Below are 22,464 nucleotides of genomic sequence, written 5' to 3' on the forward strand. Positions count from 1 at the left end.
CCCACCAAGAATCCCGCCATGCTCAAGATCGAAAACCTCCACGTCTCCGTCGCCGGCAAGGAAATCCTCAAGGGCTTGACCCTAGAGCTGGTCCCCGGCCAGGTGCACGCCATCATGGGTCCCAACGGCGCCGGCAAGTCCACGCTCGGCAACGTGCTGGCCGGCCGCGAAGGCTACGAGGTCACCGCCGGCAGCATCGAGTTCGAAGGCCGCGACCTGCTCGCGCTGGAGCCGGAGGAACGCGCCGCCGCCGGCGTGTTCCTGGCCTTCCAGTACCCGGTCGAAATCCCGGGCGTGAACAACACCTACTTCCTGCGCGCCGCGCTCAACGCCCAGCGCAAGGCGCGCGGCGAAGCCGAGCTCGATTCGATGCAGTTCCTCAAGCTGGTGCGCGAGAAGCTCGCCGTGCTGCACCTGAAGGACGAACTGCTGCACCGCGGCGTCAACGAAGGCTTCAGCGGCGGCGAGAAGAAGCGCAACGAAATCTTCCAGCTGGCCCTGCTCGAACCCAAGCTGGCGATCCTGGACGAAACCGATTCGGGCCTGGACATCGACGCGCTCAAGGCGGTGGCCGACGGCGTCAACACGCTGCGCTCCGGCGAGCGCGCGTTCCTGGTCATCACCCACTATCAGCGCCTGCTCGACTACATCAAGCCCGACGTGGTCCACGTGCTGGCCGACGGCCGCATCGTCGAAACCGGCGGCGCCGAACTGGCGCTGGAACTCGAAGCGCACGGCTACGCCTGGCTCAAGGACCGGGTGGCGCCGGAGAGCGCGGCTTGACCGCCGCGCGCGCACAGGAGACCCGCCCATGAGCGCCCTGCTCGAAGCTTTCGCTTCCGCCTTCGACGCCCTGCCCGCGCGCGAAGCCGCCGGCCTCGGCCAGACCCGCCGCGCCGCGCTCGACGCCGCGCTGCGCGACGGCCTGCCCGGCCCGCGCACCGAAGCCTGGAAATACACCCCGCTGCGCGCGCTGGAACGCCGCGCGTTCGCCGCGGCCGACGCGGCGCCGGCCGCGTTCGACGCCGCCGCGGTCGCCGGCATTCCGGCCCCGCGCATCGTCTTCCACAACGGCCGCTTCGACGCCGCCCACACGGATTTGTCCGGCCTGCCCGCGGGCGTGAGCCTGCAGCCGCTGTCGCGCGTGCTGGCCGGCGACGACGCGCGCGAAGCCAACTTCCTCGCCCGCCGTTTCGAACGCGCCGACGAAGTGTTCGCCCGCCTCAACGCCGCGCTCGCCGACGAAGGCGCGGTGCTGCGCGCCGACGCCGGCGTGCGCGCCGACACCGCGGTGCATCTGGTGTTCGTCGGCAGCCCCAGCGAGGGCGACCGCGCCTGGCATCTGCGCCATCTGATCGAACTGCGCGAGGGCGCGAGCCTGACCGTGGTCGAACACCATCTGGCCAGCGACACCCACAACCACCTCGGCAACAGCCTCACCCACGTCCACCTCGCCCCCGACGCGCAGCTCGAACACGCGCGCGTGCAGGACGAAGCGCTGGGCGCGACCCTCATCGCCCGCACCGACGCGGTGCTGGCGCGCGCCGCGCAGTACCGCCGCCTCGACCTGGAACTGGGCGCGGCGCTGAGCCGCCACGAACTCAACGCCGCGCTGCACGGCGAAGGCGCGCACGTGCATGCCAACGGCGTGTTGCTAGCCACCGGCCGTCGCCATCTCGACACTCGCCTCGGCATCGATCACGTCGGCCGCGATACGCAGTGCGAACTGGTCTGGCGCGGCCTCGGCGCCGGCCGTTCGCGCGCCGCCTTCCACGGCGGCATCCTGATCCGCGAAGGCGCCGACGGCAGCAACGCCGACCTGTCGAACAAGAACCTGCTGCTCAGCGAAGGCGCCGAGATCGACACCCAGCCGGTGCTGGAGATCCACGCCGACGAAGTGCAGGCCGCGCACGGCGCCACCGTCGGCCAGCTCGATGCCAACGCCCTGTTCTACCTGCGCTCGCGCGGCGTGCCGGCCGAAGCCGCGCGCGCCCTGCTGACCGCCGCGTTCTGCCGCGAGACCGTTTCGGTGGTCGGCGACGAGAGCGTGCGGGCGATGCTCGAGGTTCGGCTGAATCTGGCTTTGGAACGATTGCAGCCGGCTTGAAGGCAGGAGATAGCGGGTAGGAGATAGGAGATAGCGCAAAGCTATCGCCGCTCTTGATTTCGCTATCTCCTATCTCCTACCCGCTATCTCCTCGCTTACCGGGATCACGATGAACGTTGCCGTCCCCACCTCCGCCCCCATCGACTGGGCCGCCGTGCGCGCCGACTTCCCGGTGCTCGCCCGCGAAGTCCACGGCAAGCCGCTGATTTATTTCGACTCGGCCAACACTTCGCAGAAACCCGTCGCGGTGATCGACACCGTCGACGCGTTCTACCGCCGCCACAACGCCAACGTCAGCCGCGCCGTGCACACGCTCGGCACCGAAGCGACGGAAGCCTACGAAGGCGCGCGGGCGAAGCTGGCGCGTTTCCTCAACGTGCGCGCCGACGAACTGGTGCTGTGCAGCGGCACCACCTTCGCGATCAACCTCGTCGCCTATTCCTGGGCGCTGCCGCGGCTTCAGCCCGGCGACGCGATCGTGCTCACGCGCATGGAGCACCACGCCAACATCGTGCCCTGGCAGTTGGTGGCGCAGCGCACCGGCGCGGTCATCAAGGTGGTCGAACTCGACGAACTCGGCCGCTTGAATCTGGATCAGCTCTATTCGCTGCTGACCCCGGAAACGAAGCTGTTGGCGCTGACCCACGTCTCCAACGTGCTCGGCACGGTCAACCCGGTGCGCGAGATCTGCCGCGAAGCGCGCAAGCGCGGCATCGTCACCCTGATCGACGGCTCGCAGGCTGCGCCGCATCTGGCTTTGGACATCGCCGCGATCGGCTGCGATTTCTACGTCGTCACCGGCCACAAGATGAGCGGCCCGACCGGCACCGGCGCGCTGTGGGCGCGGCGCGAGCATCTCGAATCGATGCCGCCGTTCATCGGCGGCGGCGAAATGATCAAGGAAGTGCGCTTCGAAGGCACCGTGTTCGCCGACCCGCCGCGCCGCTTCGAGGCCGGCACGCCCAATATCGCCGGTTTCGCCGGGCTCGGCGCCGCGGTCGACTACCTGTCCGCGCTCGGCATGGCCAACATCGAAGCGCGCGAACAAGCGCTGCTGCAGCGCTTCAACGCCGCACTGAGCGAGGTGCCGGGCCTGCGCATCTTCGGCAACGCGCCGGGCAAGGCCGCGGTGGTGAGCTTCCTCATCGATGGCGCGCACGCCCACGATCTGGCCACCCTGCTCGATCTGGAAGGCGTGGCGATCCGCTCCGGCCACCATTGCGCGCATCCGCTGATGCAGTACTTCGGCGTGCCGGCGACCTGCCGCGCCTCGCTGGCCTACTACAACACGTTCGAAGAAATCGACGCGTTCGTCGCCGCTCTCAACAAGGTCCGAAAACTCCTCGCATGAGCCTCGATACACTGAGCTTCCGTCCCGCCACCCTGGCCGACACCGACGCGGTCGTGGCCCTAGTCGAATCGGCCTACCGCGGCGATTCCGGCCGCCGCGGCTGGACCACCGAAGCGGACATCCTCGACGGCCGCCGCACCGGCGCCGACGAAATCCACGAAGTGCTGGCGACGCCGCTGAGCATGATCCTGCTGGCCGAAATCGAGCAAGCCGGCGGCCCGCGCCTGCTCGCCTGCGCGCACATCTGCGTGGAGGACGGCGCCGGTTACTTCGGCATGTTCTCGGTCGATCCGACCTTGCAGAACGGCGGCATCGGCAAGCGCGTGTTGGCCGAGGCCGAGCGCATCGTGCGCGACCAATGGCAGACGCCGGCGATGCGCATGACCGTCATCAACGTGCGCGAAGAGTTGATCCAGTACTACGTGCGCCGCGGCTACCTGCGTACCGGGCGGTTCAAGCCCTTCCCCTACGGCGATGCGCGGTTCGGATTGCCCAAGCGCGACGATCTGAGTTTCGAGGTGTTGGAAAAGGCGCTGTAAGGCGGAAGCGGGAAAGAGGGGAATGAAGGGAGCGGGGAATGGGGTATCGACCCGGCCTCGCGCTTCGCGGTTATCCTCCTTCCCTATTCCCTTCATTCCCGTTTTTCCCGCTTCATCCAAGGGACACCCCATGAGCGACTGGGTTTTCGTCTGCGCCACCTCGCAACTGCTTCCGGGCGAATCCACCGTCGCCTGGGACGGCGACACCGCGATCTTCGTGTGCAATTACGACGGCGATTACTACGCGCTGGAAGACCGCTGCTCGCACGAGGATTTCGAGTTGTCCTCAGGCACGTTCGACGGCGAGGAGGCCAGCATCGAGTGCGTGCTGCACGGCGCGCGCTTCGACGTGCGCGACGGGCGGCCGCTGTGCGCGCCGGCGTACGAGCCGGTGGCGAAGTTTCCGGTCAAGGTCGAGGACGGCGGAGTGTGGACGCGCGACGATCGCGAATGAGGCGATAGCGCGGCCGGCTAAAGCCGCGGCTCTCGCTGTGGCCCTCACCGCATCTGCCGACCGTATTGCCTGCAACGTGGCGCAGGCCCGCGGGCCGGTTCTTTAGCGCGCTTTCGCCACCGGCGCGTCTTGCGTCGGCGCGTGCGAGGGCTGCTCGCCGTTATGCGCTTGCGCTTGTTGCTGAGCCAATGCGGAGTGAATCTGCTGCGAGGCTTGCGCCAAGCTCGTGGCGCTGTCCTGCGCCGCGGGCAGCAAGGCTAGTTTCGCCGTCGGGTTGCCTAGTTCGCCCTGACCCGCGATCAGGCCGCTGCGGTCGTTGTTGAAGACGGCGAAATCGATTCGATCCAAGCGCTCGTTCTGACCGCCTTGCGGCCGCTGCGCGCCCGCGAGGCTGGCGTAGGCCAAGTTGGCGGCGGCCTGCTGCAAGCGTTCGCCCGGGAAGGTGCCGGCGGGGATGTTCGGGGAACGCTCGATCGCCGCCATCGCTTGCTGGAAGCGTTCGTGGCCGGGGTGGGCGCGGTCGGTGATGGCCGGTGCATCGAGGGATGTCGGCGGGTGCGGCTCAGGCTGAGCGGCTTGCGTCGATGCGCCCGGCGCGGGCGCGCCTTGTTGCTGCGCCTGCACGCGCGGCGCCGGGCCGATATTGAATTCGGCGAAACTGCCGTCGCGGACCAAGCGGTTGAGATTGACCGTGATCTCCGGATTGTCCGCGTTCCAGCCGGCTCCGATGTTCTGATTGCCTTCTTGCGCGCGCTGGTTGTTCCCGTAGGGGTTGCGCAGCGTCACCCGGGCTTCGTTGGTTTGCGGATCGCGCGACACGCCCACCACCATATAGGCATGGCTTTCCTCCAGCCCATCGCGAACGTCCCGGCCCTGGGTCGCCATCGACACCGGCCGGTGCGTCGCCAGCGCCTGCTCCAACTCGGCGTAAGCCGCATCCAGTTCCAGTTTGGCGCCCTGCAAAGGCGCGCGGTACGGCGGCGGTTCGGAGGGTCTGACGTGGTCGGGGCCGGTGGGCCGCATCGGTGGGGCGTCGGGATTGCGGATCTGGAGGCTGCGGCCCGATTCGCCGGTCAAGGCGTACATGCCGTCGGCCAGAGCGCCGCCGCCTGTCGGATCGCCGATCGTGCGGTAGCCTCGATTCAGATTGATTTGTCCTCGCTCATCGCGGCCATACAACTCTGCGAACCCAGCCTCGATCACGGTTGGCCACAACGCGCCATCCCCCTCGCGGCTGTTATCGACCGTGCCTCCCCCTCCTCTGTTGATGTTCCGGCGAATATCCTCTTGCGACACAGTGATCGATTCCCGAATGGGGTCGGCCTGTCCCAGGCTGCGCTCCTGCGTGTTCGGCGGTCGGTACAGCGTTACAGTGAAATCGCCGACCTCGGCATTGAAGCGAATGGCATCGCGAATGCGCTCGGGCTGCTGTTCGCCAAGCGCCCCCAACGGCGCGAGGAAATAGCAATTGTAGATGTCGTTCTGACGGATATCCGCAGCATGCGGACGGCCATCAGATCCGTATAAATCTGCGGCGGTGTATTGTCGTTCTTCCTTGGCCATAGCTCTCTCCTTACCAAGTGCAGATCATTTTTTCATCGCGGGCGTGAGTTCCAGATAGCCAACCATACGACGCTCACTCGTACCCGGCAAAAAATCGCGAGTCAAGACGAAGGCCACGTAACGCGGCGAGCTATCGCCGAATGCCCACAGAAACATCATGTAATTGTCATCGTCGAACCAGCCATCTACCTGCATCGTACCGCCCAAGTTCTGGGTCGCATATTGGTGCGCCTTGGAACCGATCGAAGCCCCCGCAGTGAACCCAGGCTGGGTCAAGACGAAACGCTGACCCACCACCCGATACTCGCGCTTCAGATACTGCTCGACCCACCGCACCATCGCCGCTTTAGCGCTGCGTTGTTCGTGCGCGGGCGACACGCGGTCCAGCGGCTCGGGCGTCGCCCATTCCTGCATGTCCTTGAGCGTGCTGTTCGCCGGCTCGATGGTTTTGCAACTCATCAGCGCGCAGCACATCAGGACAAGCGCGGCAGCGAGAGGGCGGAATGTCATGGCGAGCGTCCTTTTTGCCGAAGGCGCCCAGTGTAGATCGGCGCGTCATGAGCGCCACACCTCCCGGCTCCGATGTTTTAGCGCCGCCAACAAGCGCGTACGGAAATCGCGCGCGCTCACGGCGCAATCCGTCTATCAAAAGACGCACGAAATCCATGCACGGCGCCTCAAGGGCGCAAGCGAAGCGCGGCGCGCGTTGCGCCCCTGCGGACTGCGCCGCTTCGGTCGCGGCGCCAGATGCAGAGGCATGTGGGCATGGCCCCAAGCACGTCCTTGCGACGAAAACGGTTACAGAACCCCGCAACCGTTCAACTTTCGTTGCAAATGAGAATCCATCTCATTAATATTGCGAATTGACGCGGCACCCGCCGCCACCCTTTCCAATCCCCCAGAGATCCTCATGTCGACCACGAAGTTCGTCGTGTCGCCGCTCGCCGGCGCGCTCGCCCTCGTCATCAGCTTGCCCGGCTTCGCCGCGCCCGTCCCGGCTCCCGAGCCGCAGGCCAAGGACGTGGAAGGTCTGGAAGTCCACGGCCAGCGCGTGCAGAAGGCCAGCAGCGGCAAGTACACCGCGAACCTGCGCGATACCCCGCAGACCATCACCGTGATCGACCGCGACACCATCGACGGCCAGAACCTGCTGTCGCTGCAGGACATCCTCAGCACCCTGCCGGGCATCACCTTCGGCGCCGGCGAAGGCGGCGGCGGTTTCGGCGACAAGATCAACCTGCGCGGCTTCGACGCCACCAACGACATCACCGTCGACGGCGTGCGCGACAGCGGCATGTACAGCCGCACCGATCCGTTCAATCTGGAATCGGTGGAAGTCGTCAACGGCGCGAACTCGGTCTACTCCGGCGCCGGCTCGGTCGGCGGCACCGTCAATCTGGTCAGCAAGGCCGCCGGCCTCAACGAGTTCCACAAGGCCTCCATCGCCGCCGGCACCGACGCCTACGCGCGCTTCACCAGCGACAGCAACTTCGTCCTCGGCGAAGGCACTGCGCTGCGTTTGAACACGATGGCGCACCAGAACGACGTGCCGGGCCGCGATATCGAAGAGAACCAGCGCTGGGGCGTGGCCGCCTCGCTCGGCTTCGGCCTGGGCAGCGACACCTCCTGGACCCTGAGCTACCTGCACCAGAAGGACGACAACACCCCGCAATACGGCCTGCCGTTCTTCAACGGCGACGTGCTGCCGGGCATCGACCGCGGCAACTACTACGGCTACAGCAACATCGACCGTCAGGAAATCGAGCTCGACTCGGTCACCTCGGTGATCGAGCACAGCTTCAACGAGCGCTTCAAGCTGCGCAATCTGACCCGCTGGCAGCAGGTCGAACAGTTCTCGCTGGTCGACGCCGTGCAGGGCACTTGGTGCCTGGGCAACAACCTGACCCCGACCGGCGCGTCCTGCGGCACCACCCTGCCGGGCAACTACACGCCCAGCGGCCCGCGCGGTTACGGCCGCGACACCCGCAACACCGCGCTCTACACCCAGACCGATCTGACCGCGACCTTCAACACCGGCGCGATCGAGCACAATCTGGTCGCCGGCTTCTCGGTCCTGCACGAAAAGTTCGACCTCGACGTCACCAGCGATTTCCGCAATCCCAACGGCAGCAACCCGTTCCTCGCGGGCTTGCCGCAGATGAACATCGCCAACCCGGACCACATCTATCGCGGCCCGCTCAACCGCACCCTCACCGGCCGCACCGAGGGCGAGCTCGACAACCGTGCGATCTACGTGTTCGACACGCTCAAGTTCAACGAGCAGTGGCAGCTGAGCCTGGGCGCGCGCTACGAGCGCAACGAAGGCAAGACCAGCATCGCCAACGTGGTGCTGGCGCCGACCGCCGCCAATCAGCCGCTGCCGGCGCTGCCCATCGGCACGATCACCGGCTACGGCGTTCCGTTCAAGAACAACGACGACCTGTTCTCCTACCGCGCCGGTCTGGTCTACAAGCCGGTCGAAAACGGCAGCGTCTACGTCGCTTACGGCAACTCGAAGACGCCGTCGAAGGCCTCGGTCAACGGTTCGTGCACGGTGGAGACCTGCTCGGTCGATCCGGAAAGCGCGGTCAACTACGAAATCGGCACCAAGTGGGACTTCCTGGAAGGCCGTCTGGCGCTGACCGGCTCGGTGTTCCGCAACGAGCGCAAGAACTACAAGGTGGCCGACCCGGCCAACCCGCTCAATCCGTCCGGCCTGCAGCAGCTCGACGGCCGCGCGCGCGTCGACGGCGTGATGCTCGGCCTGTCGGGCCTGATCACCGACAATTGGGCGGTCTACGCCAACTACGCCTTCCTCGACAGCGAAGTGCTGCGCGGCGCGTCCAAGCGCCAGGGCCAGCTCGGCCTGGACTACACCAAGGGCGACCGCCTGCTGAACGTGCCGGAGCACTCCTTTAGCCTGTGGACCACCTACGACCTGAGCCCGAAGTGGCAGATCGGCTACGGCGCGACCTACCAGGGCAAGATCTGGGTGGCCCAGCACAGCGCGACCAACCTCAACGGCCCGCTGGCGACCTACGGCAGCTACTGGACCCACCGCGCGATGGTCGCCTACAAGATCAGCCGTCAGGCCCAGTTGCAGCTCAACGTCAACAACCTGACCGACGAAGAGTATTTCACCCGCGTGCGCAACAACGGTTGGGCCACGCCGGGCGACGGCCGTCAGGTCGTGCTCAGCGCCAACTTCTCGTTCTGACCGCAAGCCAAGTGGCGGGAGGCGCCGGCTTCACGGTCTAATCGACGCCTCTCCGCCGCGCGCGCCGCCCGGGCCTTCCGGGCGGCCGCATCGAGGTAACCATGCTGCTGCACGTGCCCAAGGTTCTCACCGCCGAACAGGTCGCCCATTGCCGGGCGCGTCTGGATCAGGCCGGTTGGGCCGACGGACGCATCACCGCCGGCCACCAATCGGCCAAGGCCAAGGACAACGCGCAACTGCCGGAAACCGATCCGGCCGCGCGCGAACTCGGCGCGCTGATCCTCGACGCGCTGTCCAAGAACTCCACCTTCTTCTCCGCCGCCCTGCCCCAGCGCGTGTATCCGCCGCTGTTCAACCGCTACGCCGGCGGGCAGTCGTTCGGCTTCCACGTCGACAACGCGATCCGCTACGACCGCAGCCGCGGCGGCATGGACGCGGTGCGCACCGATCTGTCGGCGACCTTGTTCCTCAGCGCGCCGGAGGAATACGACGGCGGCGAACTGGTCATCGAGGACACCTACGGCTCGCACAGCGTCAAGCTGGCGGCCGGCGACTTGGTGCTGTATCCCGGCACCAGCCTGCACAAGGTCACGCCGGTCACCCGCGGCGCGCGCATCGCCTCGTTCTTCTGGATCCAGAGCCTGCTGGCCGAAGACGCGCAGCGGCGCTTGATGTTCGAGCTCGACGTGTCGATCCGCCGGCTCAACGCCGACGTGCCCGATCATCCGGCGCTAGTGCAGCTCACCGGCGTCTATCACAACCTGCTGCGGCGCTGGAGCCAGACGTGAGTCCTGCGGCTTCCGGCAGCGCCGATCCGAACCGCCGCGCGTACTGGCTCAAGACCCTGCACCGCTGGCATTGGATCAGCGCCGCGCTGAGTTTGGTCGCGTTGCTGCTGTTCTCGGTCACCGGCATCACCCTCAACCACGCCGCGCAGATCGAATCCAAGCCGCAGGTCGTCAATCTCAAGGAAACCCTGCCGAAGAGCCTGCTGCGCAACCTGCAGGGCGAGCGCGCGGCCGACGCGCCGTTGCCGGGCAGCGTCAACGATTGGCTCGCCGATGCGTTGGACGTGCGCACCGACGGGCGCAAGGGCGAGTGGTCCGACGGCGAAGTCTACGTGTCGCTGCCGCGGCCCGGCGGCGACGCCTGGATCAGCATCGACCGCGAGAGCGGCGCGATCGAATACGAACGCACCGACCGCGGCTGGATCGCCTGGCTCAACGATCTGCACAAGGGCCGCAACACCGGCACCGCGTGGCGCTGGTTCATCGATCTGTTCGCGGTGGCCTGCCTGCTGTTCGCGCTGACCGGCCTGTGGCTGCTGCAACTGCACGCGCGCCAGCGCGGCAAGACCTGGCCGCTGGTGGCGCTGGGCTTGCTGTTGCCGCTGCTGATCGTCGTCTTGTTCATGCATTGAAGAATCCAACGCCATCTTTACGGAGCGCTCCATGAAGCCGTCCATGTTCAAGGTCCTGATCCCGGCGCTGACCCTGCCGCTGCCGGCCTTCGCCGCCGATCTGGAACTCAACATCGAAGTGCCGCGCATCAACGCGGCCGAGTACCACCGTCCCTACGTCGCCGCCTGGATCGAGAAGGCCGACAACACCGTCGCCAGCAACCTGCTGGTTTGGTACGACGTGGACATGAAGAACGGCGAAGGCACCAAGTGGCTCAAGGACATGCGCCAGTGGTGGCGGCGCAGCGGCCGCACTCTGACGATGCCGGTCGACGGCGTCAGCGGCGCGACCCGCCCGGTCGGCCAGCACGCGGTGAGCTTCAAGGGCGCCTCCAAGCAACTCGCCGGCCTCGCCCCGGGCAGCTACACCCTGGTGGTGGAAGCCGCGCGCGAAGTCGGCGGCCGCGAGATGGTGACGATCCCGTTCGAGTGGCCGGCCAAGGCGCAGAGGCTGTCGGCGCAAGGCAAGACGGAGTTGGGCAAGGTCGCGGTGACGGTGAAGCCGTGATGGAGCGGGGAATGAAGGGAATGAGGGGAACCAGGGGAATGGCGGGGTTTGTCGCTGTTCCGGTTTTCTGCCTCGTTCGTTGCTTCGTTCCCGCTGGTTCCGCACGGCCCGACGCAGCCTGCATTCCCCTGTTTCCCCTCATTCCCTTCATTCCCGGACTCACGCCATGAACCTCAAATTCGCACTCGCCACCGCCACCGCCCTCGCCGCGCTCGGCCTCAGCGTCTCCGCGCAGGCTCATAAAGCCTGGCTGCAGCCCTCGCAGACCGTGTTCTCCGAAAAGGGTTCGTGGATGACGGTCGATGCGGCCGTGTCCAACGACCTGTTCTACTTCAACCACGTGCCGCTGCCGCTGGAGCGCTTGCAGGTGACCGCACCGGACGGCAGCGCGGTGCAGGCGCAGAACGGTTCGACCGGCAAGCTGCGCAGCGTGTTCGACCTGCAGTTGCAGCAGGAAGGCACCTACAAGATCGCGATGAACAACGAAGGCATGTTCGCCAGCTACAAGCTCGGCGGCGAAGCCAAGCGCTGGCGCGGCAAGGCCAGCGAGTTCAAGGCCGCGATTCCGGCCGGCGCGACCGAGGTCGACGCCTCCGAGAGCCTGGGCCGGGTCGAGACCTTCGCCACCGTCGGCAAGCCGAGCACCGGCGTGTTCAAGACCACGGGCAAGGGCATCGAGCTGGTGCCGGTGACCCATCCCAACGATTTGTTCGCCGGCGAACCGGCGACCTTCCAGTTGCTGGTGGACGGCAAGCCGGCGTCGAACCTCAAGGTCGAAATCGTTCCGGGCGCGACCCGTTATCGCAACGAGCAGGCCGAAATCCACGCCACCACCGGCGCGGACGGCAAGTTCGAGGTGAAGTGGCCGCAAGCCGGCATGTACTGGCTGGAAACCGCCAGCGAAGACAAGAAGACCACCCTGCCCGACGCCAAGCAGCGCCGGCTGAGCTACGTGGCCGTGTTCGAAGTGCTGCCGCAGTAAGACGATGAACCCGCGCGCGCCGCAAGCGATGTGGTCGTGGACGGGCGCCGTGACGGCGCCCGCGCGCGGCGGCGTTGCGGCGGCCGCGCGCATCGTCGAAGTTTCCGCCGGCGCTCCGGCGCCGGCCGCGCTGCACGAGTTGCGCGGGCTCAGCATGGGCACGACCTGGTCGGTCAAGCTGATCGCGTCGGCGTCGATGTTGATCGCGCTCGAACGCGGCATCCAGGCGCGGCTCGACGAAGTCGTCGCGCAGATGAGCACCTGGGAAGCCGATTCGGACATCAGCCGCTACAACCGCGCCGACGCCGGCAGCCTGCACGCGCTGCCCGCGCCGTTCGCCGAAGTGCTGGACGCCGCGCTGGCGTTGGCCGCGGACACCGACGGCGCCTACGATCCGACCATCGGGCCGCTGACCGATCTTTGGGGGTTCGGCCCCGCCCGCGCGCACACGCAGGCGCCGTCGGACGCGCCGCTGGCGCAAGCGCGCGAGCGCGTCGACTGGCGGCGTTTGCGCTACGACGCCGCGAACCGCGCGCTGCTGCAACCCGGCGGCGCGTATCTGGATTTTTCTTCCATCGCCAAGGGCTACGGCGTCGACCGCGTCGCCGATTGGCTGCTCGCGCAAGACATCGGCCATTGTTTGGTCGAAGTCGGCGGCGAGCTGCGCGCGCACGGCCGCAAGCCCGACGGTTCGCCCTGGCGCATCGCCGTCGAACAGCCAGGTCGCGAGGACGAAGCCGCCGCGGTGATCGCGCTCGACGGCTTGGCCATCGCTACCTCGGGCGACTATCGCCGCTATTTCGAGCGCGGCGCGCGCCGCTACTCGCACACCCTCGACCCGCGCACCGGCGCGCCAATCGACAACGCGGTGGCCTCGGTCACCGTGCTGCACGAGCGCTGCATGCACGCCGACGCGCTCGCCACCGCGCTGACCGTGCTCGGCGCGCGCGCCGGGCTCGCCTACGCCAACCGCCGCCAACTCGCCGCGCTGTTCGTGCTGCGCGAGGGCGACGGTTTCGTCACCCGCACCACGCCCGGCTTCGTCGCCCGGCAACGTTCCGCATGACCTCCGCTTCCGCCGCGCGCACGCGCCGTTTCGACTTCTCTCTGATCGGCAATGCGCTGGTCTTGTTGGCGCTGTTCGCGCTCGCCGTCGCGCTGGCGCGCACGCAAGCCGATGCCTGGAACTGGATCGCGCCGGGACGCGGGCAATGGTGGATGGCGGCGGCGTTGGTCGCCGCGTACGTCGGCTTCGTCGCGGCGGTGGCGGTCTCGCGCAAGCGCAGCGCGCAGCGCGAGGCCTTGCCGGAAATCCGCGCCGATCGACGCGGCGAGTGGCTGGTCGCCTTCGCCAGCCAGACCGGTTTCGCCGAACAGTTGGCGCGGCGCAGTTGGCAAGCGCTGCGCGACGCCGGACTCGACGCGGATCTGGCCGTGCTCGGCACACTGGACGCAGAGCAGTTGGGCCAGTACCGCCGCGCCCTGTTCGTGGTCAGCACCACCGGCGAAGGCGACGCGCCCGACAGCGCCGCCGCGTTCGTGCGCAAGGTCATGAGCGCGGCCGCGCCGCTGCCGCAACTGGGTTACGGCGTGCTCGCGCTCGGCGACCGCGAGTACGCGGAGTACTGCGCGTTCGGCCATCGCCTCGATCACTGGCTGCATCGCGCCGGCGCGCAACCGCTGTTCGATCTGGTCGACGTCGACAACGGCGAAGCCGGCGCGCTGCGCCATTGGCAACATCATTTGGGCCTGCTCGCCGGGCGTACCGACTTGCCCGACTGGAGCGCGCCGGCCTACGCGCCGTGGCGGTTGCGCGAGCGGCAGGTGTCGAACCCGGGCAGCGCGGGCGCTTCGGCGTTCCATCTCGTCCTGGTCCCGGCCGATGGTTCCGCGTTGCAATGGCGCGCCGGCGACATCGCCGAAATCGGGCCGCGCAACGCCGCGGACGAAGTCGTTCGATGGCTCGCCGAAGCCGAACTCGACGGCGCCGCGCGCGTTCGCCGCGACGACACCGAGATCGCGCTCGCCGATTTGCTCGCTCGCTCGCGCTTGCCGTCCGCCGCCGATGTGCGCGGCCACAGCGCGCAAGCCGTCGCCGACGCGCTGGCGCCGCTGCCGCATCGCGAATACTCCATCGCCTCGATTCCCGCCGACGGCGCGCTGCGGCTGTTGGTGCGGCAGATGCGCCGCGACGATGGCCGCCTCGGTTTGGGCAGCGGCTGGCTGACCGAATACGCCGGCGACGGCGACGCGGTCGATCTGCGCATCCGCTCCAATCCTTCGTTCCACGCGCCCGGCGATGCGCGGCCGCTCATTTTGATCGGCAACGGCACCGGCCTGGCGGGCTTGCGCGCGCTGCTGCGCGAACGCATCGAGGCCGGGCATCGCCGCAACTGGCTGCTGTTCGGCGAACGCAATGCGGCTTGCGATCTGCACTATCGCGATGAGCTCGAAGCCTGGATCGCCGACGGTCGGATCGAACGCGCCGACTACGCGTTCTCGCGCGACGGCGCGCAGCGCGTCTACGTGCAGGACCGCGTACGCGAACGCCTCGCGCAAGTGCGCGAGTGGGTCGCCGCGGGCGCGGCGATCTACGTGTGCGGCAGCCTGGAAGGCATGGCGCCGGCGGTGGACGCGGTGCTGCGCGAGGCGCTCGGCGACGACGCGTTGGAGTCGATGGCGGCGGAAGGGCGGTATCGTCGCGATGTGTACTGACGCGGGACGGTGCCAGTCGCGACTGCTGTGTTGCTGGCTGCGATGAAAGGTTCGCCGCAGCTGTAGTGTCTCGGTCGCAGCTTACGCAGCTCCTACAGTCGCAAACGAAACTTGCGATGGCCCCTATAGGAGCGGCGCGAGCCGCGGGGTTTACGCTCGCGGCAGAAGTTTCGCCGTAGTTGTGGTGCCGCGGTCGCAGCTTACGCAGCTCCTACAGTCGCAAACGAAACTCGCAATTGTCTCTTGTAGGAGCGGCGTGAGCCGCGACCGCGGGGTTTACGTTCGCGGCGGATGTTTCGCCGTAGTTGTGGTGCCGCGGTCGCAGCTTGCGCAGCTCCTACAGTCGCAAACGAAACTCGCGATTGTCTCTTGTAGGAGCGGCGTGAGCCGCGACCGCGTGGTCTACGCTCGCGGCGGATGTTTCGCCGTAGTTGTGGTGCCGCGGTCGCAGCTTGCGCAGCTCCTACAGTCGCAAACGAAACTCGCGATGGTCCCTCGTGGGAGCGGCGTGAGCCGCGACCGCGGGGTTTACGCTCGCGGCGGAAGCTTCGCCGTAGTTGTGATGTCGCGGTCGCGGCTTGCGCCGCTCCTACAGTCGTAGACGAAACTCGCCATGGCGCCTTGTAGGAGCGCGAAACCGCTGATGGCGCTTCGTGGGTACGGGGCCCGACTCACGCCTCGCCGACGCGCACCAGCAGCACTTCGCCGCCGCCTTCCAACACGTGACGCAAACGCTCCTCGCCCGCGGCCAGGATCGCGGTGTCGCCGGCCTGCAGCGGCGCCAGCCCGGAGCCGTCGGCGAAATGCGCCTGTCCGGCCAGCAGATGCACGGCCCAACTTTGGCCGGGTTCGGCGAACAGCACCATCGGCCCGACCAGCGGGCGATGCCAGAGCTCGGCGCGGACGTGGTCGCGGCGCCACATCAGGTTGAAGTCGTGGGTCGGGCCGTCGATCAGCTCGCCGGTCACCGTACGCTCGCCGGCGAAGCGCAGTTTGTCGTGCGGCGGGTGCAGCTCGAAGGCCTCGCCATCGTCGAAGCGCAGGCGCAGGCCGTTGCCGCTGAGCAGGACCAGTTCGCGGTCGACGCCCGGGAAGGCCGAGAACGGGGCGTCGCTTTCGATTTCGGCGATCGACAGGCGCCAGTCCCACTCCTCCTCGCCCGATGCGGGGCGGTCGCGGCCGGATTCGCGGCGCATGCGCACGATCTCGCGGGTCCAGCCGAACTGGTTGCGCCAGCGTTCGCGGCGGTATTCGTTGGCGGGGATGGACCAAGAGGGGTGCGTGGGCATGGGGCGCGGAGGCGGCTGAATGGAGGGGGTCAGTCTAGTGGGTGTGGGTGGGCGGCCCAAGCCGTCGGCTGGGTTGGGGACGAGGGGAGGAAAGGCTCCAGACCGGTCGAAGTGCCGGCGGCCAGCGGGGCACCCGACGCGGGGGAATCGCGCGCGATTGGGGTGGCGTCGTAAGCGGGGCGGCGCGGTCGCGGCTTGCGCCGCTCCTACAGGGGGCCGGCCGTGGCTACGGCTTAGGTGAGGCGGGTGGGGATTCGGTGCTTCGCGGGCGGCGACGGTGGAACTCACGTCGCTGCGTATGGGTGTGCCCCGCCGCGGATCCTTCCGCGGCGGGGCAGCATACTTCCGTGTCCAGGGACCTCCCCCCGAATCCTTCGGGCCTCCTTGCCCGATCAGCTACCGGCTCCGCATCCGTACGGTGCCGGCAGGCTTGTTCAGCGCTTGCTGGCGGCGCGCGGCGCCGCGATGGCGCCGGCGGTGTTGGTGGGGCGACCCTGCGCCGGCGCCCCGCCCACCACAATACGGTCCCGGTTCTTTTCCACCGTCTTCAGACCGATCCCCTTGACCAGGGCCAGCTGCTCGACGCTGCGGAAGGCCCCGTTGGCCTTGCGGTAAGCGACGATCGCTTCTGCCTTGGACGCCCCGATGTTGAGCAGCACGCGGTCCAGCGTGGCGGCATCGGCGCTGTTGATATTGACCTTCTCCGAGGCGTAGGCGCTGCCGGCGAGGACCAGCGAGAGCACCAGCGACTTGGCGATGAGGGCAAACGATTTCATGTTGAGCTCCTTGAGATTGGATTCCATTCCAGACCGGCCGACTTGCTTCCTTGAGTCCTTGTCTGCCGGTGGAGACAGTCTCCATGTCTCGACGGGCACAGGTTATCGCCGCTCCGGCCCCGGCGAAGTCGGGCGGAGCCGCAGCGCAGGGTAGGAAAAGTCCTACACGCCCCGGCCGGCGTACCATGGTCGCCTTTCCCAGCTCCGAGGCCCCGTTCATGGACGCCAGCAAGGTCGATCGTTACGTCGGTCAGAAGTGGGACGACGAAATCGTCCCGCAATTGGTCGAATACATCCGCATTCCCAACAAATCGCCGATGTTCGACGCCGATTGGGTCAAGCACGGCTATATGGACGATGCGGTCAAGTTGATGGAGTCCTGGGCCAAGGCCCAGACCATCCCGGGCATGCAGGTCGAGGTGGTGCGCCTGGAAGGCCGCACGCCGCTGATCTTCATCGACATCCCGGCCGCGCACGGCGGCAGCAATGAAGATTGCGTGCTGCTCTACGGCCATCTGGACAAGCAGCCGGAAATGACCGGTTGGGACGACGACCTCGGCCCGTGGAAGCCGGTCATCAAGGGCGACAAGCTCTACGGCCGCGGCGGCGCCGACGACGGTTACGCGATCTTCGGTTCGCTCGCGGCGATCTTGGCGCTGCAGGATCAGCAGGTCCCGCACTCGCGCTGCGTGATCCTGATCGAGGCCTGCGAGGAATCGGGCAGCTACGACTTGCCGGCCTACGTCGATCACCTCGCCGACCGCATCGGCAAGCCCTCGCTGGTGGTGTGCCTGGACTCGGGTTGCGGCAACTACGATCAGCTGTGGTGCACGACCTCGCTGCGCGGTCTGGCCGGCGGCAACTTCACCGTCAAGGTGCTCAGCGAAGGCGTGCACTCGGGCGACGCTTCGGGCGTGGTGCCGTCGAGCTTCCGTCTGCTGCGCCAGTTGCTCTCGCGCCTGGAAGACGAGACCAGCGGCAAGATCCTGATCGAAGGCCTGTACGTCGAGGTTCCCGAAGAGCGCATGGAACAAGCGCGTCAGGCCGCCAAGGTGCTCGGCACCGCGGTCTACGACAAGTTCCCGTTCCTGCCGGGCATGAAGCCGATGGCGGACGATCTGTCGGAGCTGGTGCTCAACCGCACTTGGCGTCCGGCGCTGTCGGTGACCGGCGTGGACGGCATGCCGGCGCTGGCGTCGGCCGGCAACGTGCTGCGTCCCTACACCTCGGTGAAGCTGTCGTTGCGCCTGCCGCCGACGCTCGACGGCAAGCGCGCCGGCGAGCTGCTCAAGGAAGTGCTGCTGCGCGATCCGCCGAACGGCGCGCAGGTGACGCTGGAACTGGAGAAGTCCTCCAGCGGTTGGAACGCGCCGGCGATGTCGTCGTGGCTGTCCAAGGCCATCGACGCGTCGAGCCGCGAGTTCTTCGGCCAACCGGCGATGTACATGGGCGAAGGCGGCTCGATTCCGTTCATGGGCATGCTCGGCGAGAAGTTCCCGGGCGCGCAGTTCATGATCACCGGCGTGCTGGGCCCCCATTCCAACGCGCACGGCCCGAACGAGTTCCTGCACATCCCGATGGGCAAGCGCGTCACCGCGTGCGTGGCGCGCGTCGTCGCCGAGCATCATCAGGCCAGCCAGCGCGGCGAGACCACGGGCGCGGCGGTGGTGGCCGACAGCGGCGATCGTCACGGCGGTCACGGCTGCTGCTGAGTTTCGCGGCCAAGCGGTGAACGGAAAAGCGGGCCTGCGGGTCCGCTTTTTCTTTGCGCGAAGCGAACGCGCGAAAGCGATGTGAGCCGGCACGGATATCGGCGTCGGCCCGCCGCGGCGATGCCGGGAAACGAGCCGGCAGCGCCCCGCTCCACCGCCGTCGGCGACGGCTTAACGGCGGTTCAATCCGCCCGCTTTGCCCTCACGCCGCGCCGACGCGCGCGCTCACATGATCCTGGCGCAGTCCCATCCCACCCGGAGGCAAGCCATGTTCGGCGGCATCATTTCCACGATCATCATCGGCGCGGTCATCGGCATCCTCGCGCGGTTCTTCAAACCCGGCGCCGACCCGATGGGATGGATTCTGACCATCCTGCTCGGCATCGCCGGCGCTTACGTCGGCAGTCTGGTGTACGGCGGCGGCGGCTTCATCGGCCTGATCGTTTCCGTGGTCTGCGCCATCGTGCTGCTGTTCCTGTACGAGTTCATCCGCAGCAAGGCCGCGAAGAGTTGAGCGGCGATCCTCGCGTCGCTTGAGCGAACGCCCCGGTGGAAGCCGGGGCGTTCTTTTTTGGGTGGGGCGTCGGTCGCGCGGTTGCGTCGTGGTTGTGTTGGCGCGGTCGCGGCTTACGCCGCTCCTACAAGGGGCTCACGAAGCCGCGTGGCGCCTGTAGGAGCGGCGTAAGCCGCGACCGCGCCGCGACAAGCGCGGCGCAAGCACGAAGCCTTGCGGCTCAGTCCCGCAGATAATCGACCACGCGCTGCGCCAGCGTTTGCGGATCGTCGTCGAGCGTAGCCAGATGCAATTCCGGCGCGTCGGGCGCTTCGTACGGCGAATCGATGCCGGTGAAGTTGGGAATCTTGCCGGCGCGCGCCTTGGCGTACAGGCCCTTGACGTCGCGGCGCTCGGCCTCTTCCATCGGCGTATCGACGAACACCTCGACGAATTCGTCGGCGCCGAACAGCTCGCGCGCCAGCTGCCGCTCGGCGCGGAACGGCGAGATGAAACTCACCAGCACGATCAGGCCCGCGTCGGTCATCAGCTTGGCGACTTCGGCGACGCGGCGGATGTTCTCGACCCGGTCGGCGTCGGTGAAACCCAAATCCTTGTTCAAGCCATGGCGGACGTTGTCGCCGTCGAGGATGAAGGTGTGGTGGCCGAGCCCGTGCAACTGCTTGTCGACCAGATTGGCGATGGTCGATTTGCCCGAACCCGACAGGCCGGTGAACCACACGCAGCGCGGCTTCTGCCGCTTGGCCTGGGCGCGCGCGGACTTGTCGACGTCGACCGGCTGCCAGTGGATGTTCTCGGCGCGGCGCAGGGCGAAATCGAGGGTGCCGGCGGCGACGGTGGCGTTAGTCTGGCGGTCGATCAGCACGAAGCTGCCGAGCTCGCGGTTGTCGCGATAGGCCTCGAACGCGATCGGCTGGTCCAGGCCCAGGTTGCACCACGCCACTTCGTTGAGCTCGAGCCGGCGCGCGGCCAGTTCGGCCTGGGTGTTGACGTCGATCTTGTGCTTGATCTCGGTGACGCTGGCGGTGACGGTGCGCGCGCCGATCTTGAGCCAATAGGAGCGGCCCGGCAGCAGCGGGTTCGCATCCATCCACAGCAGGTGCGCGGCGAACTGATCGGCCACCTGCGCCGGCTGCGCGGCGCTGGCGATCACGTCGCCGCGGCTGATGTCGAGTTCGTCGGCCAGCGTCAGCGTCACCGCCTGCCCGGCCGTCGCCTGTTGCAGATCGCCGTCGGCGGTGACGATGCGCTGCACGCGCGAGCGCCGGCCCGACGGCAGCGCGACGATCTCGTCGCCCGGACGCACGCGGCCCGCGGCGATGGTGCCGGCGAAGCCGCGGAAATCCTGATGCGGACGGTTGACCCACTGCACCGGCAGGCGCAGGCCCAACTCGGCGCCGTTGCGCGACGCGTCCACGGTTTCCAGATGTTCGAGCACGCTCGGCCCGCGATACCACGGGGTGGCCGGCGAGCGCGCGGTGAGGTTGTCGCCGTTGAGCGCCGACAGCGGCACCGCCTGCACGTGCGCGATGCCGAGCTTGGCCGCCAGTTCGCGGTATTCGCCGACGATGCGCTCGAACACGGCCTGATCGAAATCGACCAGATCCATCTTGTTGACCGCCAGCAGCACATGGCGGATGCCCAGCAGCGACACGATGTAGCTGTGGCGGCGGGTCTGGGTCAGCAAGCCCTTGCGCGCGTCCACCAGCACCACGGCGAGGTCCGCGGTGGAGGCGCCGGTCGCCATGTTGCGGGTGTACTGCTCGTGGCCCGGGCAATCGGCGACGATGAACTTGCGCCGTTCGGTGCCGAAATAACGGTAGGCCACGTCGATGGTGATGCCCTGCTCGCGCTCGGCGGCGAGGCCGTCGACCAGCAGCGCAAAGTCGATCTCGCCGTTGCGGGTGCCGTGACGGCGGCTGTCGGCGTCGAGCGCCGCCAGCTGATCCTCGAACAGGCGCTGGGTGTCGTGCAGCAAACGCCCGATCAGCGTGCTCTTGCCGTCGTCGACGCTGCCGCAGGTGATGAAACGCAGCTGGCTCTTGCTTTCGTGTTGGCGCAGGTAATCGGCGACGGCGTCGCCGGCCGGATCGCCGGCGCGCTCGCCCTGGCGCGCGGACGGCGCGGCGAAGGCCAGCACGCTGGCGCCGCCTTCGTGGGCGGCGGCCGCGTCGGCGCGCGCGGCGAGGGTTTGGGCTTCGGCGTTCATCAGAAATAGCCCTCCTGCTTCTTGCGCTCCATCGAAGCGGAAGGATCGTGATCGATCATGCGGCCCTGGCGTTCGGAGGTGGTCGCCACCAGCATCTCGGCGATGATCTTTTCCAGCGTGTCGGCTTCCGATTCGATCGCGCCGGTCAGCGGATAGCAGCCCAGGGTGCGGAAGCGCACGTTGCGCAACTGCGGGGTTTCGCCGGCGCGCAGCGGCAGGCGTTCGTCGTCGACCAGGATCAGCGCGCCGTCGCGCTCGACCACCGGACGCTGCGCCGCGAAGTACAACGACGGCACCGGGATGCGCTCGCGGTAGATGTACAGCCACACGTCGAGTTCGGTCCAGTTCGAGATCGGAAACACGCGCACGCTTTCGCCGGAATGGATGCGGGTGTTGTAGAGATTCCACAGTTCGGGGCGCTGGTTCTTCGGGTCCCAGCGGTGCTGCGGATTGCGGAACGAGAAGATGCGTTCCTTGGCCCGCGACTTCTCTTCGTCGCGGCGCGCGCCGCCGATGGCGGCGTCGAACTTGTTCCAGTCCAGCGCCTGCTTCAGCGCCTGGGTCTTCATCACGTCGGTGTGCACGGCGGCGCCGTGGCTGACCGGGCCGATGTTCTGGGCCAGGCCGTCGGGATTCATGTGCACGCGCAGGTCGATGCCGGTCTCGGCGGCGCGGCGGTCGCGGAAGGCGATCATTTCGCGGAACTTCCAGCCGGTGTCCACGTGCAGCAGCGGGATCGGCGGACGCGCGGGGTAGAAGGCCTTGAGCAGCAGGTGCAGCAGCACCGAGCTGTCCTTGCCGATGGAATAGAGCATCACCGGGTTGCGGAACTCGGCCGCGACCTCGCGCAGGATGTGGATGCTCTCGGCTTCGAGCCGGTCGAGGTGGCTCAGCGCCGACGCCGGCAGCACGGGGGCGTCGGCGGCCACGGCGGCCGGCTCGGGGGACAACGCGACGATCGATTCGGGTGACGCACTCATCGGAGGAGGACTCGCAAGCCGCGTTCCCGTTGCGGCCGGGCGACGCGGCGGCGCCCGGGCGGTCGATTCGGTCCGGTTCCAAGGGCCGC

The 22,464-nt window shown here is 67.7% G+C and carries 20 protein-coding genes; 14 read left to right on the plus strand and 6 right to left on the minus strand.

From position 1 onward, the window contains the following. Positions 1-18 precede the first annotated feature (18 nt). The 5 genes from sufC (at position 19) to J5226_RS23245 (ending at position 4,451) form a co-directional block, all read left to right on the plus strand. Positions 19-783: a Fe-S cluster assembly ATPase SufC gene (gene sufC / locus J5226_RS23225; RefSeq protein ID WP_215837321.1), complete on the plus strand. Its 765-nt coding sequence runs from the start codon at positions 19-21 to the stop codon at positions 781-783. Between the two features lie 28 nt (positions 784-811). After that, positions 812-2,107, plus strand: coding sequence for a Fe-S cluster assembly protein SufD (gene sufD / locus J5226_RS23230; RefSeq protein WP_215837322.1), 1,296 nt, complete (start codon positions 812-814; stop codon positions 2,105-2,107). A 109-nt stretch (positions 2,108-2,216) separates the two neighbouring features. Continuing rightward, positions 2,217-3,458, plus strand: coding sequence for a cysteine desulfurase (locus tag J5226_RS23235; protein WP_215837323.1), 1,242 nt, complete (start codon positions 2,217-2,219; stop codon positions 3,456-3,458). Continuing rightward, positions 3,455-3,997, plus strand: coding sequence for a GNAT family N-acetyltransferase (locus tag J5226_RS23240; protein WP_215837324.1), 543 nt, complete (start codon positions 3,455-3,457; stop codon positions 3,995-3,997). Before J5226_RS23235 ends, J5226_RS23240 begins: the two co-directional genes overlap by 4 nt. 130 nt (positions 3,998-4,127) lie before the next feature. Continuing rightward, positions 4,128-4,451 (plus strand): non-heme iron oxygenase ferredoxin subunit, encoded by a 324-nt coding sequence (locus J5226_RS23245; protein ID WP_123649254.1) that lies wholly within the window; start codon positions 4,128-4,130, stop codon positions 4,449-4,451. A 102-nt stretch (positions 4,452-4,553) separates the two neighbouring features. Here J5226_RS23245 and J5226_RS23250 read toward each other — a convergent pair whose 3' ends face one another. Both J5226_RS23250 and J5226_RS23255 read right to left on the minus strand, forming a co-directional pair. Then, a complete protein-coding gene (locus tag J5226_RS23250; protein ID WP_215837325.1) occupies positions 4,554-6,014 on the minus strand; it encodes an XVIPCD domain-containing protein in 1,461 nt (486 codons plus the stop codon). Positions 6,015-6,038: 24 nt separating this feature from the next. Then, on the minus strand, positions 6,039-6,524 hold the full coding sequence (locus tag J5226_RS23255; protein WP_215837326.1) for a hypothetical protein: 486 nt from the start codon (positions 6,522-6,524) through the stop codon (positions 6,039-6,041). Between the two features lie 400 nt (positions 6,525-6,924). Here J5226_RS23255 and J5226_RS23260 point away from each other — a divergent pair, with 400 nt between their 5' ends. The 7 genes from J5226_RS23260 (at position 6,925) to J5226_RS23290 (ending at position 14,895) form a co-directional block, all read left to right on the plus strand. After that, a complete protein-coding gene (locus tag J5226_RS23260; protein WP_215837327.1) occupies positions 6,925-9,231 on the plus strand; it encodes a TonB-dependent siderophore receptor in 2,307 nt (768 codons plus the stop codon). Positions 9,232-9,332: 101 nt separating this feature from the next. Further along, on the plus strand, positions 9,333-10,019 hold the full coding sequence (locus tag J5226_RS23265) for a Fe2+-dependent dioxygenase (RefSeq protein WP_215837328.1): 687 nt from the start codon (positions 9,333-9,335) through the stop codon (positions 10,017-10,019). Next, positions 10,016-10,651, plus strand: coding sequence for a PepSY-associated TM helix domain-containing protein (locus J5226_RS23270; protein ID WP_215837329.1), 636 nt, complete (start codon positions 10,016-10,018; stop codon positions 10,649-10,651). Before J5226_RS23265 ends, J5226_RS23270 begins: the two co-directional genes overlap by 4 nt. Positions 10,652-10,682: 31 nt before the next feature. Continuing rightward, a complete protein-coding gene (locus J5226_RS23275; protein ID WP_215837330.1) occupies positions 10,683-11,198 on the plus strand; it encodes a DUF2271 domain-containing protein in 516 nt (171 codons plus the stop codon). Between the two features lie 166 nt (positions 11,199-11,364). Continuing rightward, positions 11,365-12,180, plus strand: coding sequence for a DUF4198 domain-containing protein (locus tag J5226_RS23280; protein ID WP_215837331.1), 816 nt, complete (start codon positions 11,365-11,367; stop codon positions 12,178-12,180). Between the two features lie 4 nt (positions 12,181-12,184). Further along, complete coding sequence (locus J5226_RS23285; protein WP_255322909.1) at positions 12,185-13,246, plus strand: FAD:protein FMN transferase; 1,062 nt, start codon at positions 12,185-12,187, stop codon at positions 13,244-13,246. Then, entirely contained in the window at positions 13,243-14,895 is a 1,653-nt protein-coding gene (locus J5226_RS23290) for a sulfite reductase flavoprotein subunit alpha (protein WP_215837332.1), read from the plus strand. Before J5226_RS23285 ends, J5226_RS23290 begins: the two co-directional genes overlap by 4 nt. A gap of 671 nt (positions 14,896-15,566) precedes the next feature. Here J5226_RS23290 and J5226_RS23295 read toward each other — a convergent pair. Together J5226_RS23295 and J5226_RS23300 are read right to left on the minus strand one after the other, a co-directional pair. Continuing rightward, positions 15,567-16,184, minus strand: coding sequence for a HutD family protein (locus J5226_RS23295; protein WP_215837333.1), 618 nt, complete (start codon positions 16,182-16,184; stop codon positions 15,567-15,569). A gap of 434 nt (positions 16,185-16,618) precedes the next feature. Continuing rightward, positions 16,619-16,960 (minus strand): ComEA family DNA-binding protein, encoded by a 342-nt coding sequence (locus J5226_RS23300; protein ID WP_215840548.1) that lies wholly within the window; start codon positions 16,958-16,960, stop codon positions 16,619-16,621. A gap of 218 nt (positions 16,961-17,178) precedes the next feature. Between J5226_RS23300 and J5226_RS23305 the strand changes: the two genes are divergently transcribed. Continuing rightward, positions 17,179-18,672, plus strand: coding sequence for a M20 family metallopeptidase (locus J5226_RS23305; protein WP_215837334.1), 1,494 nt, complete (start codon positions 17,179-17,181; stop codon positions 18,670-18,672). Positions 18,673-18,940: 268 nt separating this feature from the next. Next, positions 18,941-19,186, plus strand: coding sequence for a GlsB/YeaQ/YmgE family stress response membrane protein (locus J5226_RS23310; RefSeq protein ID WP_215837335.1), 246 nt, complete (start codon positions 18,941-18,943; stop codon positions 19,184-19,186). A gap of 220 nt (positions 19,187-19,406) precedes the next feature. Here J5226_RS23310 and cysN read toward each other — a convergent pair whose 3' ends face one another. After that, on the minus strand, positions 19,407-21,395 hold the full coding sequence (gene cysN, locus J5226_RS23315; protein WP_215837336.1) for a sulfate adenylyltransferase subunit CysN: 1,989 nt from the start codon (positions 21,393-21,395) through the stop codon (positions 19,407-19,409). Continuing rightward, positions 21,395-22,303, minus strand: a complete 909-nt coding sequence (cysD, locus tag J5226_RS23320) for a sulfate adenylyltransferase subunit CysD (protein WP_255323136.1) — start codon at positions 22,301-22,303, stop codon at positions 21,395-21,397. Before cysD ends, cysN begins: the two co-directional genes overlap by 1 nt. Positions 22,304-22,464: the final 161 nt, after the last annotated feature.

It is taken from the genome of Lysobacter sp. K5869 (assembly GCF_018847975.1).
Lineage (GTDB): Bacteria > Pseudomonadota > Gammaproteobacteria > Xanthomonadales > Xanthomonadaceae > Lysobacter.

Excerpts from the sequence above, each read along its gene's own strand:
- sufC (WP_215837321.1), top strand. The coding sequence starts at position 19 with ATGCTCAAGATCGAAAACCTCCACGTCTCCGTCGCCGGCAAGGAAATC.
- cysN (WP_215837336.1), bottom strand. The coding sequence starts at position 21,395 with ATGAACGCCGAAGCCCAAACCCTCGCCGCGCGCGCCGACGCGGCCGCC.
- J5226_RS23240 (WP_215837324.1), top strand. The coding sequence starts at position 3,455 with ATGAGCCTCGATACACTGAGCTTCCGTCCCGCCACCCTGGCCGACACC.
- J5226_RS23295 (WP_215837333.1), bottom strand. The coding sequence starts at position 16,184 with ATGCCCACGCACCCCTCTTGGTCCATCCCCGCCAACGAATACCGCCGC.
- J5226_RS23310 (WP_215837335.1), top strand. The coding sequence starts at position 18,941 with ATGTTCGGCGGCATCATTTCCACGATCATCATCGGCGCGGTCATCGGC.
- J5226_RS23265 (WP_215837328.1), top strand. The coding sequence starts at position 9,333 with ATGCTGCTGCACGTGCCCAAGGTTCTCACCGCCGAACAGGTCGCCCAT.
- J5226_RS23300 (WP_215840548.1), bottom strand. The coding sequence starts at position 16,960 with ATGAAATCGTTTGCCCTCATCGCCAAGTCGCTGGTGCTCTCGCTGGTC.
- J5226_RS23305 (WP_215837334.1), top strand. The coding sequence starts at position 17,179 with ATGGACGCCAGCAAGGTCGATCGTTACGTCGGTCAGAAGTGGGACGAC.
- sufD (WP_215837322.1), top strand. The coding sequence starts at position 812 with ATGAGCGCCCTGCTCGAAGCTTTCGCTTCCGCCTTCGACGCCCTGCCC.
- J5226_RS23245 (WP_123649254.1), top strand. The coding sequence starts at position 4,128 with ATGAGCGACTGGGTTTTCGTCTGCGCCACCTCGCAACTGCTTCCGGGC.
- J5226_RS23280 (WP_215837331.1), top strand. The coding sequence starts at position 11,365 with ATGAACCTCAAATTCGCACTCGCCACCGCCACCGCCCTCGCCGCGCTC.
- J5226_RS23275 (WP_215837330.1), top strand. The coding sequence starts at position 10,683 with ATGAAGCCGTCCATGTTCAAGGTCCTGATCCCGGCGCTGACCCTGCCG.
- J5226_RS23260 (WP_215837327.1), top strand. The coding sequence starts at position 6,925 with ATGTCGACCACGAAGTTCGTCGTGTCGCCGCTCGCCGGCGCGCTCGCC.
- J5226_RS23290 (WP_215837332.1), top strand. The coding sequence starts at position 13,243 with ATGACCTCCGCTTCCGCCGCGCGCACGCGCCGTTTCGACTTCTCTCTG.
- J5226_RS23255 (WP_215837326.1), bottom strand. The coding sequence starts at position 6,524 with ATGACATTCCGCCCTCTCGCTGCCGCGCTTGTCCTGATGTGCTGCGCG.
- J5226_RS23285 (WP_255322909.1), top strand. The coding sequence starts at position 12,185 with ATGAACCCGCGCGCGCCGCAAGCGATGTGGTCGTGGACGGGCGCCGTG.
- J5226_RS23250 (WP_215837325.1), bottom strand. The coding sequence starts at position 6,014 with ATGGCCAAGGAAGAACGACAATACACCGCCGCAGATTTATACGGATCT.
- J5226_RS23235 (WP_215837323.1), top strand. The coding sequence starts at position 2,217 with ATGAACGTTGCCGTCCCCACCTCCGCCCCCATCGACTGGGCCGCCGTG.